Genomic DNA, 17,722 nt, shown 5'->3' with positions numbered 1-17,722 from the left:
GGGATGATTGGCCATCTTGCATATTTGGCGGCCCTGGTCGCCCTGACCACCGCGGTCACAAGCCAAGCGACAAGCAATCTTTCGCCAGCGCTGTTCGTGATTGGGGCGATTGGCCTTTGGCGTTATTCTTGGGCTGCGGTGAATTTCGGCCGAGCGGCAGTCTACATTCTCTGGGCTTATCCAAGACAACGTGCTGGCGCTGAACGGGCCTATGCCGCCCGATCCGGTCCTGCGCACGCCTATTTCATGGTCACGACCTACAAGATCGAAGCGTCGATCACGACACGGGTCTACCGTTCGATTTTTCTTGCCGCAGCGCGCTCGGAGGGAGGCGCGACCATCGTCGCCTCGGTCGTGGATGAGGCTGATTCACGTATCATCCAAGACTTGTTCGAACGGCTTCAGGGCGGGTCTGGCAGTGTAAAGCTTATCGTGGATCGCATTCCCGGCACGGGCAAACGCGATGCCATCGCCCGGTCACTTCGGCTGATCGGACGCGAGGCGCCCAGTCGCCGGGACGTATTGATCTTCGTTGACGGAGACAGTTGCGTTCCCGTCGACATCGTGGCGCGCGCAGCCCCGTTCTTTACCAATCCTCGGGTCGGCGCGCTTACCACCGATGAGGGCGTCGAGATCCCCGACGACCCCTTGTTCCGCAACTGGTTCAATCTGCGCTTCATGCAGCGGCAGGCGATGATGTCCTCGATGGCGCTTGGTGGCCGGGTCTTGACGTTGACGGGGCGGATGTCGGTCGTGCGTGCCGACCTCGCCACTGACCCCTCCTTTATCCAGCAGGTTCAATACGACCGCATAGATCACTGGCGTCTTGGCGAGATCCGATTCCTGACCGGCGACGACAAGTCGACTTGGTTCTGGCTGCTCTCGCGGGGGTACCACATGACCTACCTGCCGGATGTATCCTCAATCTCGATGGAGACTCAGCCGCTTGACGGGTTCTGCGAAAGCGCTTTTGTCCTGATGCGCCGGTGGTTCGGAAACATGATGCGGACAAATGCGCGCGCCCTGTCGCTCGGGCCGGGTCGCATCGGTGCGTTCACCTGGTGGTCGATCCTCGATCAGCGCCTGTCGATTTGGACCACGTTGGCCGGTCCGATCGCAGTTCTGGCAACCGCGTTCTTCATCGATCCGCTGGTCATACCCGCCTATTGCGCCTGGGTTATGTTCACCCGCTACGTCTTCTGCGCGGTGCTGTCGCTGTTTCGCGGCGGCGGCTTTCCGATCATCTACCCCCCGCTTTTGTATTTCAGCCAGATCAGCGCAGCCGCGATCAAAAGCGGTGTGATCTTTCGTCTCGACCGCCAGAAATGGACCCGTCAGGCCACCAAGCAAACTGCCCCTGTCAGTGCGGCCATCTGGCTGCGCCACGCCACGTCGACCGGCATGCAGGCGCTCGCCCTCGGATGGCTGGCCCTCGGTGTCTTCGTGATGACCGATATTCTTTGAAATCCAGGAGAACGGGAGAGTGCCAAAATGACCGACAGACCGTTTTCCGCCAGCAGCGTGCCACTGATGGATGATGCGCAGCCCAACGGCGTTTCCAAAACGGATACCTTGGCGTCGCTTGACGGCGCGGTCCCAAGGTCGGGTGGCCCTGAGCATCCGCTCATCTCCATGCCCTTTACGGCCTACATCGATGGCCGCCAGTTCGCAGGTAAGGCGCTGTCGCTTGTAGAGGCTCAGGTAAGCGGTCTTGCGGAACAGGGCCTGGAAGGCGGCAACCGGTTGGTCAGGTTGGCGTTTGAGTTTCACGGTTTTTCTGTGTCTCTCGCACCACTTATGCGGATCGAACGCGTCTCGTCCGGCTCCCTGATCCTGCATTTCACAGAGCCGACAGGCCCCCACTTGCCGCAGTTGCGCTACATTCTGAACGAATACATCTCCGGCAATCTCACGACCGTTGGTTCTGTCATTTCCGCGGGCACGATGAGCGAGCCAAGCGGCGAAGGCGTGCGACCACCGCGCGAAAGCTTCGTGAAATGGATCATATCCTCGGCTGGGACGGTGTTTGCTCTAGTCGCCACCGCCGCGCTTCTCGTCACCGCGTGGCTCTTGGTCGATCATCGTCTTTTTATCACCGAATTTCAGACCCCTGGACACGTAATAGTGGAAGGGGAGACGCTGCGAGCGGTTGCCGACGGGCAGATCGCCTTCCTCGATCTCGAGGCGATGGAGGGCGGCGTGGTTGTCGCCATCGCGGCAACCTCGGGTGAGACCCTGTCACTCGCCATGCCGTGCGATTGCGAGGTACTCGCCATCGGCATTCGCGAGGGCAGCACGGTTCTGTCCGGCGAGGATCTCGTCCGGCTGATCGAACCATCCGCGCCTGTGGTGATCGAAGCCGAACTGCCTGCCATGGATGCCGTGGCTCTTCTTGCAGAGGGACGTGCCGAGTTTCGTTTTGCGGGTAGCGCTTGGCGTGACGCCACGCTTCTGGACCGAGATTTGGCAACAGTCGACGGCAGGGGCACCGTCTCAGTCCGTTTTGCACCTTCAGAGCCGCTCGAGGCTGGCCGCATCGGCGGCTTCGTCGAGATGCGTTTGGTTCACGACCGCTCTGCCTTCTTTCTCCAGCTCACTGAACGGGGTCTGGACTTCACCCGATAAGGCACCCGCAAGCCCAACGATGACGGACAACGCATGTACATTCTGACATTTGCAGAAAGGAACGAGGGTCGTGTTTAAAATACATCCAGTGATTTTGTCCGGTGGTATGGGGTCTCGTCTCTGGCCCATTTCGCGGGTCAGCAGCCCAAAGCAGTTTCAGACCATAGACGGCAATGGTGGGCCAAGTTTCCTGCAGACCACGGTGCTGCGTCATTGCAATGATGCCTTCCATGCCCCTCTGATCGTCGCCAACAGCGATCAATCGGCCATGATCGATAGCCAGATGTCGGCGATCGGCCTTAAGCCCCAGATCATCGGCGAACCCGTCGGGCGCAACACAGGCCCGGCCGTCCTGGCCGCGGCGCTTCACCTGCGGCGTCGCGATCCGGATGCGATGCTCCTTGTTCTTCCTTCCGATCACGTGATCGACGGCGATCTGAACGGGACCATCTTGGAGGCGTCGCGCGGCGCCGACGCGGGGCGGATCGTCGTGCTGGGTATCGCCCCCACTTACGCGGAAACAGGTTTCGGCTACATGACCTCGGGGGGCGTGGTCGAGGGTTATCCCGCACTTCATCACGTGAGCGCCTTTGTTGAGAAGCCCGACCTTCAACTTGCCCAGGCCTTGATCCGCGAGGGCCGCTCTTTCTGGGCAACCGGCATTTCGATCATGCGAGCGGATTTGATCATTGCGGAATTTGCGCGGCTTGAACCCGAGACGTTGGCCGCTGTCGAATTGGCCCTTGCGAATGGCAAGGAGGTCGGGACGACCCTTCACCTGGACCGCGGACATTTCACACGCGCCCGCTCCGAGCCGACCGAACGCATGATCTTCGAGCATTCTCCGATGGTCGCTATGGCGCCCGTGTCGGTTGGTTGGAACGATGTTGGCGCATGGTCGGCGGTGCATACCATCGGCACCAAGGACGCCGACGGGAATGTATTGTCCCCCGAGGTGCTCACCGTCGATACCCACAATTCCCTTGTGCGGGGATGCGGACGATTGATTGCCGTCGTGGGACTGGATGATGTGATCATTGTGGACACGCCCGACGCGCTTCTGGTGACAAATCACCAGAACGCCCAAAAGGTGAAGGATGCTGTAGCGGCACTGAAGACGACCGCGCGGCCTGAAGTCGAATGCCACCTCCTGATCGCTGAGGTGGGCATCTTGTCCGGCATGGACCGCCTGACCGTTCCCTTGGGCGATGCCGCTACCCCGACAGGGTCAAGTACGGCTGGGACGGTCATCATCGTGGCCGCCGGCCATGCGATGATCAAGGTTCATGGAGAGACCTTGACCGTTGGCGCCGGAGAGCCGTTGATCGTGCGCCCCGGCGAAAAGGTCCGCATCGTGAATGCGGGCGACGATGTGTTGACCCTCGTAGCAGTCGAGCTTGGTGAGGCGCGGGCCGTACAAAAGTATGACGGCCTTCTGGCGCTCGATTGCATCGATGGTTGGCGCGATGAGCGGGTTCCACTGGATCGCCATTTTGCTTAAGCGCATCAGCATAGGCGCCCTGTTGGTAGCCATGGCCATCCCGACAGCGCCACCCGCCACAGCTCAGACCGATCAGCCAATTTCGGCCTCCGAGGCGCTGGAGGCCGGTCTGGCGCGGCGTGATCGCGCTTTCGCGTCCTATGGTATCGCGCCCCCGATACACCCGCCGCTCCATGATACGTCGGGCATGACCAGCGCGGCCATCAGGCAGGCGACCGATCTTTTGCCCAAGATCGCGATATCGGATGTTCGGCTCGGCCTGATGCAGATGGCGCTTGCCGTCGGTCCGGAAGGTCAGGCCGAAATCTATGCCGCTTTGCCATCCGCCAATGCCCCCGCGCTTTACCTGCGAGAGGGCCGGGCGACGTTGGCTGATCTGGTCATTCTTGCCGCTGAAGCCGGGCATCCGAACGCACTCCGCAGTGAGGCCGGGACATATACGGCAAGCGTGCCCATCATCGTTCTGGCCGGCGCTGCGCTGGCCGTGGTTGACAGAGAAACGCTTGTTTTCTCCGGGGAGCACGGCGGCTTTCTCCTGTCGTTTGGCAGCCTCTCGATTGTGGGAGCGACCATAACCGCCGACATCTCGCAACATGCAATCGGCCCTGATGCGTTTCGTCCCTTTGTCGCCAGCTTGGGAAGCGGGGGCCTTAGCGTACGAGACAGCCGATTCAACGGGCTTGGCTTCGGCCCGTCCCCGGCCCTGTCGGGCCTGTCTGTAGCAACCGCGGGGCTTTACGGCGCACACACACCTTCGGTCATCTCGCGCAGCATCTTCACGGATCTGGGTGGGGTCAGCGTGGTAGACAGCGACAGTGTCATGATCGAGGGAAACTGGGTCGCCGATGCCCGTCAGACCGCAATCCGGGTCGAAGGCTCTCAGGGCGCCAGTTTGCTTCATAATGTCGTCACCGGGACACAAGGCTCTCATGCCGTTCGTCTGAGCGGGCCGGGCCGGATGGTCGAGGTGCGAGAAAACATCCTTTCTGGCGGGGACTATGGCGGCCTGCGGCTCGATACAGGGGTCGCCGGGGTCGAGGTCAGCGGCAACCTGATCGAGGATTTTCGCGGCGAAGGCGTTGCCGTCGTGCAAGGTGCGCGATGTGTCTGGTTGCAGAGCAACGTGATCCTCGAGAACGGCGGCAATGCGGTGCGCGCAGAGGCAACGGGCGATCTGGTGGTGACGGGCAATCTGTTGCTCGCCAATGGCGGCGCCGGGCTGGCCCTGAGAGAGGGTATCGAGGGCTCGAGCACCCTGATTGTAGGGAATGTCATCGCAGACAACACGGCCGGTCTTTACAGCGCGACCGAAGGTCATCTGCGGTTGTCGGGCAATGATCTTTCGCAGCAACTGCCGCGCCTGCTTACCGGTGATCTGGCCCAACACACGCCGCTGCTGCTACGTGCGATGCGAGCGGGCAGCATGGCCGATCTGGATATCCGGCATGTGACCGCCAGCCTGTCGGTCACGCCTGCGGCCGCTGATGCCTCTGTGCGCGCCTTCGCTGCCTGTCAGGGCGGGGAGGCAGGCTGATGGTCTTTTCCTCTGAAATCTTCCTATTCTTGTTTCTGCCGAATTTTCTGCTGATCTACTACCTCGCGCCGATGCGCTGGAGGTCTGGCGTACTGCTGGCCGGATCCTACCTGTTCTATGCTTGGTGGCGGATCGACTTCCTCGGATTGTTGGTACTGACCACTGTCTGGACATGGGCGCTGGGCCGCGCAACTCGCGCGAGTTTGCGGACCGGCAACCTACGCCGCGCCAAGACCATGACCGCGATCGGGGTGACCGGCTGTCTCAGTGTTCTGGGGGTCTTCAAGTATTTCAATTTCTTCGTAGACAGTTTCGCTGGCCTCCTTGGGACCACGCCCGAGGCCATGGGGGTGCATTGGCAGATCCTGCTGCCTATCGGCATATCTTTCTATGTCTTCCAATCGATCAGTTATCTTGTGGACACGTATCGTGGCGATGCCGACGAAGACCCGAGTTTCATCGACTTCGCAGCTTTCATAGCGCTGTTCCCACAACTGATCGCTGGCCCCATCCTGCGCTACAAGGATCTGGCCGACCAGTTCCGGCACCGGGAACACTCGTTGGATCTGTTCACTGCGGGGATGCAGCGGTTCTTCATCGGCCTCGCCAAGAAGGTGTTGCTGGCGGATGCGGTCGCGCCTCTGGCTGATCTCGCGTTCCAAAACCCTGATCCGACCGCGCCGATCGCATGGGTTGGGGCCTTGGCCTACATGCTGCAGCTTTACTTCGATTTCTCGGGCTATTCCGACATGGCAATCGGGCTTGGCATGATGATGGGTTTTCGCTTCATCGAGAATTTCGACACGCCCTATGCCTCGCGCTCGATCACCGAGTTCTGGAAGCGCTGGCATATCAGCCTCTCGGTCTGGCTGAGGGATTACCTCTACATCCCGATCGGTGGCAACCGGAAGGGCGCTGCACGAACCTACGTCAACCTTATGGTCGTCATGGTGTTGGGCGGGCTTTGGCACGGTTCGGCCTGGACGTATGTCCTGTGGGGTGCGTGGCACGGCGGCTGGCTTGCGGCCGAGCGGTGGACGGGTCTGGCCCGCGCCACAGGCACTTGGGCGCTGGGCCGGACGTTGCTGATCGTTCTTTTGGGCTGGGTCGCCTTTCGGGCGGCAACCTTGGGTGACGCTGTCGACATGTATGCCGGAATGATCGGGTTAAACGGCTTCGACATTGCACAGGACATTCGCTTTTCCATCACGCGAGAGATGTCGGCGGCGCTGGGCCTCAGCATTCTCGTGGCCGTGCTCGAGCCGAAACTGAAAAAACTGTCGTTCACGCATTTTCAGCCGCAGTCCGGCGGAACGATGACGGTCGTCAACACGTTGGTACCAACGCTGGTGGTGACGGCGATAGCCATGCTCGCGATCCTGCGGCTGGCCGAGCAGAGCGTTTCTCCCTTCCTTTATTTTCAGTTTTGAGGAGCGATTGATGCAAAAAATCTTGTCCTTCGCTCGCACGCTCCCGGCAGTGGTATTCCTGACTTACGCCCTCGTGGCCAATCTCGCAGTGCTGGAGCGCGATTGGTTCCGTCCTCCTCCCGAGAATGGCGGCTGGCTGAACGGCGATGTCACGGTTGCCTTCGGCGACCAATATGAACAATCGCTTCCGCATCGACCGCTTGCGCAGGGCTGGCTTGGAGCGGCGCGCTATCTTCTTGCCGGCGAGGGGCGCGAGGGGGTGCTGGTCGGGCGCGATGGCTGGCTGTTCACCAGTGAAGAGACACGCCTTGCAGACCCGCAGCAGATTTTGAGGGCGGTTGATCACGTCAGCATGATCGATCGTCAGTTGAGCGCGGCCGGCAGCCATCTTGTTGTCGTGGTGCTCCCCGCCAAGCTCGACATCGCGCGCGCTGCGGTTGTCGGGGCGCTTCCGGTCGAGGATATGGCAACGCAATACGCGACTTTCGTCGCCGCGCTGAGCGAACGCGGTATCAGCGTGGTCGACACCCGCCCGGCACTGGTCGCCGCGAATGACGAAAACGAGCCGGTTTTCCTGCGCACCGATACGCATTGGAGCCCACACGGCGCCGCATCAGTTGCCGAGGCAGTTGCGGCCTCGGGGTTTATACCATTGGGTGCATCAACCTTCCGGCGTGTCGCTGCGACACCGGTGGTTTTCGCCGGCGATCTCGTGTCCTTCGTCACGACCGATCCAATCGCCTCGCGCCTTGGACTGGTCCCGGAAACGGTCGTGCCTTGGGTGGCAGAAGATACAAGCCCAGCCGCCGCTGGGATCTTCGCAACTGACGCCCCGGACCCCGACCTTGTCTTGATCGGCACAAGCTACAGCGCGAATGCAAGCTGGAGCTTCGGACCAGCTCTAACTCTCGTGCTGCGTCGTCCGCTGATCAACCTCGCCGAGCAGGGACTGGGCCCGATCCGGACCATGGCGGCATTCGTTGCTGCGGACAGTTTCACTCAAGCCGCTCCTGCGACCGTGATCTGGGAATTCCCGGTTCGCTACCTCGCCGACCCCGGCATCTGGCCTGACGTCACACCCATCATGGCGCTCGCAAGTTCAGGAGCACCCTCCCATGACTGACCGTCTGGGTACCGTGTCCCTGGTAATCGCCTCGGTCGTCTTTTTCGGGCTCGCCGCTGCGGCCTCAGCCGCGCCACCCCTGCAAGCCGGGCCACGACTGGATCCAGTGTCGAACCCAGGTGTGGTGCTGGTCTGGGACGACAGGATCACCCAGACGCTTGACCTGCCAACCTTGTCCCTGCAACAGGCCCGCCGCCGGATGCTGGCGGGGCAGAGCATTAGTTTCGAGGACATGCGCGCGCTTGCCGATCATGGCGACGGGCTTGCCGCGTTCCGCTATGCCAACCGGTTGATGGACTTGGACCGGCCCGATCTGCTGTCCGCCGCGGCCCTTTATTACGCGGCGGCGGCCCTCACCAACCGGGATTATGCGGTCGGGCCGTTGATCCGGCTGCTGCGGCGGGAGGACGTGGCGTTTTCGCAGGCACGCCTCCGCCATCTCGAAAACGTCTTGCGGACCCTTGCCGACAGCGGGAACGAACCCGCGGCAACCGCGTTGATGGCTTTCTATAGTTCCGGCCACCCGTTCGGGCCGCATCGCGCCGACGCTGCCGCGATGCAGAGCAACCGGGCAAGGTCCGGCGATGCGGAGGCCGCCCTGGATCTGGTGATGCAGTTGATGTCGGGCCAGGGCGTGGCCGGGGCCAGCCCGCATGACATCGAGGCCTGGTTCGCTACGCTGGAAACCAGCGGCGATCCCGGCCAGCGCGCGACGGCGCTGAACATGCGCCGCCTCTATGACGCTGATCCGGCTCGATACATCGCCACTACACCCACCGCTTTGCAGGAGGATCTGCCGTGACCAAGCGCGCTCGCATGGGCCCTATCTTCGCGTCCGCATTGCTGGCGACACTCCCGAGCCACGCGGTCGCTCAGGAGGTGCCATCAGGGTCCGCCTTCGGCTGTTCGATGCTTGACTCGCTGGAACCCGTCCCGGTCATCGAGGGTCTTGATGGAATGTTCTTCCGCCTCACTGACCTACGGATGAACCATCCTCTGTCCGACAGGTCCATCGACTTGATGGTGGCGTTTTCCAACGCCTTGGCCGAGCGGGGTACGACACTCATCTATGTGCCTGTTCCGACCAAGGGCTTGGTCATGCCCGACCTGTTGCCGCCCGAAGCTGCAGCCTACGGCTTCGACTTCGAGATCGCGACGATGATGTATCTGCATTTCGTAGATCGTTTGCGGTCAGCCGGTATCGAAACGGTCGATATTCAGACCCCGCTGCTGGAAGTGGGCGAGCCTGATTACCCGTTCCTCAGGACGGATTTTCACTGGTCGCCGTCTGGCGCGCGGGCCGCCGCAGTTGCCGTGGCCGAGGTCATTAGGGCTCGCCCCGGCTATAACGATCTTACGCCGGTGCCTCACGTGACCGCATCCATAGGGCCAAGGGAAATCGCCTCGGCGTTCCGCCGGTCCGTCCAAGCCCGTTGTCGCGATCACATACCACGCGCCGTCACGGAGGCCTTCGAAACGCAGCCAGTCGATGGTGGCTTGTCGATTGGAGCAGGCATCTTCGCTGCCGAGGCCAGACGGCCAGGGATCATGCTGGTCGGCACCTCCATGTCGCAGACTTCCGAATTCAACTTCGACGGGTTTTTGGCCGAGGCGGCGCAGCTTGATCTGACAAACTACGCCGTGACGGGCGGCAATCAGTTCGGCGCGATGCTTGGCTACATGATGTCGGGTGATTTCGCCTCCAACCCTCCACATTTCCTCGTGTGGGAGAACCCGATCTACAACAACCTGGGAGAATTTGGCGGTCTTGCCGTTCGAGAAATCATCGTGGCGGCGGTCAATGACTGTGTGCCCTTGACGACAGTCACCACCGAGGCGGGTGTGCTCGTTGCTGAAGGGCCATCCATATCTCTGTCCGAAGGGCACTTCTTGCGCGCCGATGTCGGAGCATCGGGGGCTTATTCCGCAGAATTCAGTATCGTAACCGCGAATGGCATCGCCCAAAACGCCATCGATCGCACGCGGCGCGGCGATCCCACGCCACTCTTCTATCTGGACGCCGGTCATTTCGGCCAAGTGGATCGCATCGAGGTTCGGTTCGGCCGACCGATCGGTGCGTCGGCGTCCGTTTCACTTTGCTCCGATGGAGGGACTTCCGCATCATGAAACGCATCTTCTGTATCGCTCTGGCGGCCGGACTGTCCGCAGCCCCCGTATTCGCGCAAGATGAGGGGTTATACCCAGAGCCAAGCGCCCCGGACGCATCGTTCGTTCGGGTTTATGCCGGACCCACCGAAAATGTCTCTGTTCAAAGGGGCCAATCACTTGATCAAACAGCCAACGGGCTGACCGAATATACCGAGATCCGGCCAGGTCTCGTCGTCATCCGGATCGGTCCCAACGAATACACCATCGAAGCCGGAGCAAGCGAGCATTACACTTTTGTACCGGCGTCCACGGTGGAGGAAAGCGTTCTCCTGACCGACGCGGTGACCAACGCGCCCGGTGAGGCGGATTTGATCTTCTACAATTTCACCGATCTGGACGCGGTGGATCTTTTCGTGCCAGAGGCCGGGGTGGTCGCCGTCTCGCCTGTGGGGCCGGGGCAGGGCGCAGGTGTGGCTCTTCGCGCTCCCCTGACGCTGGGGTTTGTCGCGCGCTTCGAGGGGCAGGACATTGCCCAAGCGCCCTCGGTTGCGATGCGCCCACGCACGGGAACAAGCCTCGTCATCACGGGAAACGCAGGGGCGTACGTGATGAGGGATGCGCCCAATGTCTATGATGACTGACCCCCGAGCGCAGCATCCTAGGCGATCCCTAGCGTGCCTCATCTTGGCCGCCACCTTTACCTTTCACGCCACCTTGTCGGCAGGTGCGGAGCCTCTCGACATCCGTTTCTTGCCGCCAGACATTTCACGCGATCCGATCTGCGAGCCGCGTCCAACCGACGATGTGGTAACGGCGCGTTGGATGGATTGGGACGGCTCCCGGATGCCTGACCTCTCTACGTCGCAGATCCGACGCGATCTCCGGTTGCTGCGCGGGATCGACGCGGATCGCTGGTTCGATACGATCATCGCGGCGACCCTGCTCTTGCACGACCTCGACACCGGGTATTCCGAAACCGACATGCTCATGGACCATGTCGATCTGCATATCGCGGCTGGCCGGATCTCCGATATGCAGAATGCTGGACTGACCGAGCGACTGTTGGCGATCGACGTCTCGACCTCGCTCCGGGCGCAACTTCTTTTGTCAGAAATGCTGATGTCCGGCACCGGCGTTCCCCGTGATCGGGAGTTGGCGATGAGCCACCTCGTGTCCGCGGGCTATGGCGGCAATTCCGAGGCGCTGATCGTTCTGGCGGAAATGACGATCGACGGTGTACAGGTTCCGGGTTGGGACATCTCACCCGAGGTGGCGGTGACGCTGGCCTTCGGCAGTCTTGTGGGGGGGCTGGATGCAGCGATCTGCGATCGCATGAACCGTATTGCCAACGAGTTCCGCACAGGGACACTCGTTAGGCAAGATATGCCGCTTGCCGAGGATTGGTACCGCCTGTCTGCCGACCTCGGCGACTTCAATGCAGCGTGGTCTGTCGCGCAAATGCATATGGAGTCGAATGGCATCGTTAAAGACAACGAGACCTTGCTGGCCTACCTGGAACAGGCAGCAGCAGGGGGCCTGACCTTCGCGCAGGCCGAGCTTGGCAGCATTTATGAAATGGGCGCGCTGGCAGAACAGGATCTGGACCTTGCCCGCCATCTCTACACGCAAGCTGCCGAGACCGGCTATCCTTTCGCACAGGTCCGGCTTGCCCAGCTGCTGGGAGATTTGGACGACCCCACGCCGGAAGACCATGCAGCATGGCTCCAAAGCTTGCGTGCCCTTACCGAACTGGACGATCCACCGGATTGGGCCTTCATACAATTGGGGGACGAGCTGCTCAGGGCCGAGGGGCGTTGGGCGGGCGAGGCTGTGGCGCTTGCGCTTTATGAGCGCGCCCATGAGATCGACCCGACCCAACCGCTAACGATTTCTCGGCTGGTCAACCTGCGCATGAACGGCCTGAGCGATTACCAATCCTATCTCGACGTGATCGGACCACTCGAGCGCAGCGTGCGGATAAACGGATCGAATGGACCGATTGTTCAGTTACGCAACGCCTATATGTGCCAAAGTCCGCGTGCGCCGGAAGTCCAGCGTGCCCGCTTTTGGGCTGCAGCAGAGGACATGTCGGCCAATCTGACCCCGGTATTGTCTGACACGGATCTGCAGGCGGCCATGCTCGATCCCGACCCGGATCTGCTCGCCACGGTTCAAAGCCAAACACTGAGCGGTCGCGGCACCGCCTTTGCAATTTTCGTCCTCATGCAGGAGGGGTCGAACAGCATCGCAGGTGATCGAGACCTCTTGGCTCGCCTCGCGCGATCCGCCGATAGCTCACCCATGTCAGAGATCGGCAAGCTGCAAATCCGTTTATCCGGAGAGGATGGGCCATCGGCCGCTACCCTCGATTTGCTTCGAACGGCGGTCGAGGCCGGCGAGCCACGCGCACGGACGCAGCTTCTTCGGGCGCTCATCGCTCATCCGCACCAGACAGCCGACCAGCTTTCCGAGATACGCCACGTCGCGGAAACACTTGCCGCGGATGGCAACGGTGCTGCGATGCGCACCCTTGTGGATCTTGATGGCCGCGATGCTGCGGCAACCAACGCGATCCGCCTCGAGTATCAGAATACGATCGCGGCACGGGGCGATTTCGACGCGCTTGTTTTTGCAATGGAAGGCATGTCTGCAGGACCCGAAGCCGACGTTTACGTGCAGCGCGCCCGCGCCGCCATGGATTGCGATCTGCTGTCATCACTGGAGATGGCGCGCGCAACACACCGTCTGGCGCGGCAATCAGATGCCGAGACTTGGCTCAACATCGCGGCCATCTTGGTCGACGACGTCGGCTGGCAGCTCATTGCCCTTGGCGATGCCGTTCTGCAGATCAGCGGCGAGCCAGACGGCGCGCGCCGCGCTCTCGCCCTCTTCGAGCGTGCAGTGGCGGCGGGCGACCGCGTCGGGATTTTGCGCCTCTTGGCGTTAAGGGATGATGATCGGTTTGATCTCGATCTGGATGATGCTGGCACCGCCGATCTGTTCGTAGAGCTTGTGGCGTTGACAGAGGTAAGCGGTATTCCCGATGTGCTGGAACGCTTGCGATTTGAGTCCTCCGCCGTGCAGGCGATGGTGACGAATGTGGTCGATCCTCGCATGATCTACGCTGATGCCGCACTTGCGGGGTCTGCCGTCGCGCAACTCGAACTTGCCCGCATCGTGCGGCGCGAGGGTCAAGGGCCAGACACGCTTGTCCGCTACGCAACACTTCTGACCAGCGCAGCGGAACAAGGCGAGGCCGATGCGATGGTTTTGCTTTCCGAGGCCTATTCATACGGGCTTGGCGTGTCGCCTTCGCTGGAGGCATCGCGCACGTGGCTGCTTCGGGCCGCCGAAGCCGGAAACGCCGGGGCCATCGCGACAGTCCGGCTCCTGACGCTGGAGGAAACGACAAGATGACGATCAGACCACTTGCGATCCCGGTTGGCTTCTTGCTCGGTCTCATGCTCGCCCAAGACGCAGGGGCTGCAGAAGATTGTTTTGCAGTGCTGGAGCCGGTGACCTCGCTCTCGTACGGTAGCCGCTATACCGAAGAAAGTCAGAACCGGTCGGACATCGATCTTGAGGCGAACACGCAAGTGAATGCAGCCCTCGGGCCGATCGACGATTTCATTGTCGATCTCACGCAGGCGTCCAATCTTGCGCTGGAAGGGGGGGCAAACGCCGCCAGATCGGCCAATTGCGTTGTCGCTGCTATTGCGGCCTGGGCAGAGGCAGATGCATTGAGTGACCTTCGCACCATGAATGCGCAAATTTCCAGCCCATCACGGATTGCTGGTATGGCTTTTGCCTGGCGTCAGGCGTCGACTGTGGCAACCGAGATTGACGCCGACACGCGCAGCATGGTCGAGGCGTGGTTTAACCGCCGTGGTCATGCCATGGCCGCCTACTTTGACGATCAAGCTCCGCCGAACGCCAGCCGTAACAATCTCCGAGCCTGGGCCGGACTGGCCGCTGCCTCCGTGGCTGAAGCCACGGGTGACACGGCTCTCGCGGCTTGGGCGGCCAATACGGTCGAGCTTGTAGCCTGCCAAGCGAACGCCGATGGTGCCCTGCCGCTTGAGATGGCGCGTGGCGCCCGCGCTCTGCACTACCAGGTGCATTCCGTTGGCCCGCTGGTGGTCACCGCCGCGATGCTGTTTGACGATTGGCCAGACTTGTTCAGCCTTTGCGACGGGGCCATCCATAGGATCGTAGGCTTCGTGCCTATGGCCTTCGCAGACCTCTCGATTGCCGAGCGCATCGCAGGAGAACGTCAAACTTACCAAACTGGCGAGGACGATCTTGCCAGTTTTGAACTTGCTTGGGCTGAGGCCTATCTGTCGCTTTTCGTAGATGCCGAAATAACCGCCTTCGTGGAGGAGTACCGCCCGCTCAGCAATTCGAAACTCGGCGGCGATCAGTCTCTACTGTGGTAGGCAAGGACACCGTTCTCCTTGCTCCACCTAGAATAGGTGAACATCGCGACGCCGATTGTCCGTGCCGGCCGGAGCGTGGGCTTCTTCGTCACGATCCGGCACGGCGCCGCGCATTTCGAGGGGCAATGACGCCGGGCGGGGGGCTTCCTCGAGGCTGAAATGCCGAAAGATCAAGACCCTAAGACATCGAACCCACGCTCAGAGTGAGGGGGTCAAGGGTGAGCGGCCGGTCGCGCCAAGGTCGCGTCGAAAACGATCGGGCAGGCCACGAAAAAGGCAGCAAGCGAGATGAAGGCCCTGCTCCAGGCAGTTCGCGGCAAACTCTTAGAGCCTCGCCGAGCCCTTTGCAACGACAGGGTCCCGATCAGCCGGAACGCAGCACAAAATGAGGAAGGGTAGAATGTGATGACGACAGAAGACACGCTTTGGGCGACTGAGGAACAGTTCTGGACGCAAGGCGCGGACAGCGCGCGGACGATGACGGCCAAGGGCGCGGTCTTCGTCTTTCCCTATCCAATAGGCATCTTGCAGGGCGACCGGATCTGGCGCGAAGATTTGGTGGCGCAGCGGTGGCGCTCGGTCGAATTTTCCGAACGGTGCTTCAGCCGGGAAAAGGATATCGTCGTTCTGGCCTACCGCGCATCGGCAGAACGGCAAGGACAACCGGTCTACGAAACCTATTGCACGTCATCTTATCTGAACGATGGCGAGGCATGGTTGCGCATCTTGCACCAACAGACCCCCGTGTCCGCATCTGACCTGTCCTGACCTGTCCGGGGCGACGTGGATTATCGCCCCGGACGTTCCATAAAAGAAGACAGTCAGGCGCCGGCGTTTACTCGGGCCGGCGCAACCTTGGGCGTGAGGCCCCAGAATGCCGCGATGTGTCGGGTTGAGGATATGCCGACATCCAGCATGTATTTACCCTCCTTTCCCAGACCATGCGCCGATCTCGGGTTGATCGGCATGCCGTGGCCCATCGCTGCGACGATGTATTCCTCGATCACCGCCCGTCCCTTTGGTTCGCACCAGACCCGTCGGACCGCGCCGTCGATCTTTTCGATCCGTGTTGGCGGACCTTCGACCTTGTGAAGCTTTTGCCATTGACCGACGATGGCTCCGGCATTGGCTTGGTCGACCGTTGTGTCGCTGTCGCCATGCCAAACCGAGATCGTCGGCCAGGGACCTGTGAATTTCGACGCGCCGCGCACCAATGCGCTGAGCCTGCGGTCGGATGGTATGCCGTAGCCGTTCATGCGAAAGAGCGCAGCGGTCAGGTTGTCGGCGCTGCGGTAGGGCAGGCCCGCGACGATGGCGCCGCCCGCGAAGACCTCGGGATAAGTCGCAAGCATCACCGATGTCATGGCCCCGCCCGAGGACAGCCCCGTCACAAAGACGCGCTTGGGGTCGACCTTGTGGTCCTTTACGACGCGCCGGATCATCTGGCGGATGGACAGCGCCTCACCTTTCCCGCGGCGGCTGTCGCTGGTCATGAACCAGTTGAAACTTCCGATGGAATTGTTTGCCAGTCGCTGTCGAGGGAAGAGGAGGGTCACCCCAAGTTCCTCGGCAAGGACGGACCAACCCGACCCGATGTCATAGCTTCTCGCCGACTGGCTGCTGCCATGCAGCACGACGACGAGTGGGCCGTTCTCGGTAAAGGATTTCGGCACGAAGGTGCTTGCGCGCAACCCTCCCGGATCCGTCCCGAAGGTCTCGAGAGGGCTGAGGTGCGGGCGCCTTGCCTGTAAGGGAAGCGTCGGATGTTTCTTCATGACGTCTGGTGCCAGGTGGTCTGGCCGCAGCGGGTCATTCGCTTATTCCGACGTCGAAGGCTGCGTCTGCGGTGTAGATCGGCATGGTAGATTGACCTCTATACTGGGGTGGTCGGCGTCCAAAAGTGTCCCCCTGACAATTCTGATCAGAAGCGTCCTCAGAGGCATCAGGGAGCAATCAGGGGATGTTGGTTGTGGAGACGATCGCGAAGATCAGGCGTGCGCATTCTGTTAAAGGCGAGCCGATCAAGGAGATTTGCCGCGAGCGGCGGTTTTCAAGGGGCCTGTGCGCGTGTCATTCCACGCCTCTTTTACGGTCTTCATCTTGTCGGCAGTCCCGGATTTGGACGCTTTTTTTGTTCATTGTGGTCGTTCGTTCCCGATCTGATTGAATAGACGCAGCATCCCCGCGTGACTGACGGGCACGCCCGTTCGCCCTGCCGGGATACTGCGCCGGAACTCGGAACAATCGATCGACGACTGAAACTGCTGCCGTCCGATGAACCATGCAGCAGGATTGGCTTTTGTAGGCTGATGCAGGTTGGTTGTTCATCGGCATTTTCCGCATGTCGAAAGGCCGGAAATGTTGCAGCGGAAGTCCTGCGCTCGGACACGTGATCTGTGTCCTGTCCATCGGCACACTGCCGTGTCTGATTGGCGGGCGGGGATCTCGACACGGTTCTCTGCACGGCCGCAAAATCATGGCGCACCGTCTTTGTTTGGCCACGCCACTGCCCGGCCGATCGGAGCTTTGGGCGGCTTCCCGCCGGCAGGCCAAGGTTCCTTTTGCCTCCATCCGAATTGATCGCTAGCGTATGACGCCGTTGGCAAGGCCTCGAGCCTATCGGTTCAGGTGGCCCTCCCAACGGCAACGTGCTTGCCCACTGCAGTTGACGATTTTTGATGTTTCGTCCCGGTGTTCCCGATCCCGTTTCCCCGTGAACCAAAAGAAAGATCACAATGAACACTCAGATTGGCTTTGGACTTGTCGTCTTCGCCGTGCTGGTTTCGGCCTGCCAAGACACGCAGTCCGGTTTTTCGGTGCCGCAAAACGTGCAACGGCAATATTCCTCGTCGGGGACAGGGACACTGGTATCAACCGGCCCTGCGGCGCGAACGCCGCGCTGGACGTGCACTGTCTCCGGGGCCGGCATGGCAGGCAGTTGCTGGGGCACCTGACACTCCGTAC

At 61.2% G+C, this 17,722-nt stretch carries 13 protein-coding genes; 12 read left to right on the top strand and 1 reads right to left on the bottom strand.

Going from position 1 to position 17,722, the window contains the following annotated elements; genetic code table 11:
• The first annotated feature begins 3 nt into the window (after positions 1-3).
• From QQK63_RS14260 to QQK63_RS14205, 12 genes are all read left to right on the top strand, one after another.
• Positions 4-1,464 carry a glycosyltransferase gene (locus tag QQK63_RS14260; protein WP_277828374.1) on the top strand — a complete coding sequence of 487 codons (1,461 nt, stop codon included), beginning with the start codon at positions 4-6 and terminating at the stop codon, positions 1,462-1,464.
• A 27-nt stretch (positions 1,465-1,491) separates the two neighbouring features.
• Positions 1,492-2,625, top strand: a complete 1,134-nt coding sequence (locus tag QQK63_RS14255) for an efflux RND transporter periplasmic adaptor subunit (RefSeq protein WP_277828372.1) — start codon at positions 1,492-1,494, stop codon at positions 2,623-2,625.
• Between the two features lie 70 nt (positions 2,626-2,695).
• Positions 2,696-4,126: a mannose-1-phosphate guanylyltransferase gene (locus QQK63_RS14250; RefSeq protein ID WP_277828370.1), complete on the top strand. Its 1,431-nt coding sequence runs from the start codon at positions 2,696-2,698 to the stop codon at positions 4,124-4,126.
• 187 nt (positions 4,127-4,313) lie between these two features.
• Positions 4,314-5,660 (top strand): right-handed parallel beta-helix repeat-containing protein, encoded by a 1,347-nt coding sequence (locus QQK63_RS14245; RefSeq protein WP_284283229.1) that lies wholly within the window; start codon positions 4,314-4,316, stop codon positions 5,658-5,660.
• Positions 5,660-7,090, top strand: coding sequence for an MBOAT family O-acyltransferase (locus QQK63_RS14240; RefSeq protein WP_277828366.1), 1,431 nt, complete (start codon positions 5,660-5,662; stop codon positions 7,088-7,090). The genes QQK63_RS14245 and QQK63_RS14240 overlap by 1 nt, the downstream gene beginning before the upstream one ends.
• 10 nt (positions 7,091-7,100) lie before the next feature.
• A complete protein-coding gene (locus QQK63_RS14235) occupies positions 7,101-8,213 on the top strand; it encodes an alginate O-acetyltransferase AlgX-related protein (RefSeq protein ID WP_277828364.1) in 1,113 nt (370 codons plus the stop codon).
• On the top strand, positions 8,206-9,015 hold the full coding sequence (locus QQK63_RS14230) for a hypothetical protein (protein ID WP_277828361.1): 810 nt from the start codon (positions 8,206-8,208) through the stop codon (positions 9,013-9,015). The genes QQK63_RS14235 and QQK63_RS14230 overlap by 8 nt, the downstream gene beginning before the upstream one ends.
• The gene (locus tag QQK63_RS14225; RefSeq protein WP_277828359.1) at positions 9,012-10,340 is read left to right on the top strand and encodes an alginate O-acetyltransferase AlgX-related protein; all 1,329 of its coding nucleotides are present in this window, start codon (positions 9,012-9,014) and stop codon (positions 10,338-10,340) included. Before QQK63_RS14230 ends, QQK63_RS14225 begins: the two co-directional genes overlap by 4 nt.
• Positions 10,337-10,963, top strand: coding sequence for an alginate O-acetyltransferase AlgF (locus QQK63_RS14220; RefSeq protein ID WP_277828357.1), 627 nt, complete (start codon positions 10,337-10,339; stop codon positions 10,961-10,963). Before QQK63_RS14225 ends, QQK63_RS14220 begins: the two co-directional genes overlap by 4 nt.
• Before the next feature lie 43 nt (positions 10,964-11,006).
• Entirely contained in the window at positions 11,007-13,739 is a 2,733-nt protein-coding gene (locus tag QQK63_RS14215) for a tetratricopeptide repeat protein (protein ID WP_277828355.1), read from the top strand.
• The gene (locus tag QQK63_RS14210) at positions 13,736-14,758 is read left to right on the top strand and encodes an alginate lyase family protein (protein ID WP_277828353.1); all 1,023 of its coding nucleotides are present in this window, start codon (positions 13,736-13,738) and stop codon (positions 14,756-14,758) included. The genes QQK63_RS14215 and QQK63_RS14210 overlap by 4 nt, the downstream gene beginning before the upstream one ends.
• Positions 14,759-15,163: 405 nt before the next feature.
• The gene (locus QQK63_RS14205; protein WP_277828351.1) at positions 15,164-15,526 is read left to right on the top strand and encodes a hypothetical protein; all 363 of its coding nucleotides are present in this window, start codon (positions 15,164-15,166) and stop codon (positions 15,524-15,526) included.
• A gap of 53 nt (positions 15,527-15,579) precedes the next feature.
• Here the strand turns inward: QQK63_RS14205 and QQK63_RS14200 are convergent, their stop codons facing one another.
• A complete protein-coding gene (locus QQK63_RS14200) occupies positions 15,580-16,533 on the bottom strand; it encodes an extracellular catalytic domain type 1 short-chain-length polyhydroxyalkanoate depolymerase (protein WP_431312819.1) in 954 nt (317 codons plus the stop codon).
• Positions 16,534-17,722 lie beyond the last annotated feature (1,189 nt).

Origin of the sequence: Roseicyclus marinus (genome assembly GCF_030163795.1) — a bacterium.
GTDB lineage: Bacteria > Pseudomonadota > Alphaproteobacteria > Rhodobacterales > Rhodobacteraceae > Roseicyclus > Roseicyclus marinus.
The sequence above is the reverse complement of the archived record's forward strand: the minus strand, read 5'-3'. Positions and strand labels throughout refer to the sequence as shown.

Coding starts and splice junctions, on each gene's coding strand:
- QQK63_RS14260 (WP_277828374.1), top strand. CDS start 4: ATGATTGGCCATCTTGCATATTTGGCGGCCCTGGTCGCCCTGACCACC.
- QQK63_RS14255 (WP_277828372.1), top strand. CDS start 1,492: ATGACCGACAGACCGTTTTCCGCCAGCAGCGTGCCACTGATGGATGAT.
- QQK63_RS14245 (WP_284283229.1), top strand. CDS start 4,314: ATGACCAGCGCGGCCATCAGGCAGGCGACCGATCTTTTGCCCAAGATC.
- QQK63_RS14240 (WP_277828366.1), top strand. CDS start 5,660: ATGGTCTTTTCCTCTGAAATCTTCCTATTCTTGTTTCTGCCGAATTTT.
- QQK63_RS14235 (WP_277828364.1), top strand. CDS start 7,101: ATGCAAAAAATCTTGTCCTTCGCTCGCACGCTCCCGGCAGTGGTATTC.
- QQK63_RS14230 (WP_277828361.1), top strand. CDS start 8,206: ATGACTGACCGTCTGGGTACCGTGTCCCTGGTAATCGCCTCGGTCGTC.
- QQK63_RS14220 (WP_277828357.1), top strand. CDS start 10,337: ATGAAACGCATCTTCTGTATCGCTCTGGCGGCCGGACTGTCCGCAGCC.
- QQK63_RS14210 (WP_277828353.1), top strand. CDS start 13,736: ATGACGATCAGACCACTTGCGATCCCGGTTGGCTTCTTGCTCGGTCTC.
- QQK63_RS14205 (WP_277828351.1), top strand. CDS start 15,164: ATGACGACAGAAGACACGCTTTGGGCGACTGAGGAACAGTTCTGGACG.
- QQK63_RS14200 (WP_431312819.1), bottom strand. CDS start 16,533: ATGAAGAAACATCCGACGCTTCCCTTACAGGCAAGGCGCCCGCACCTC.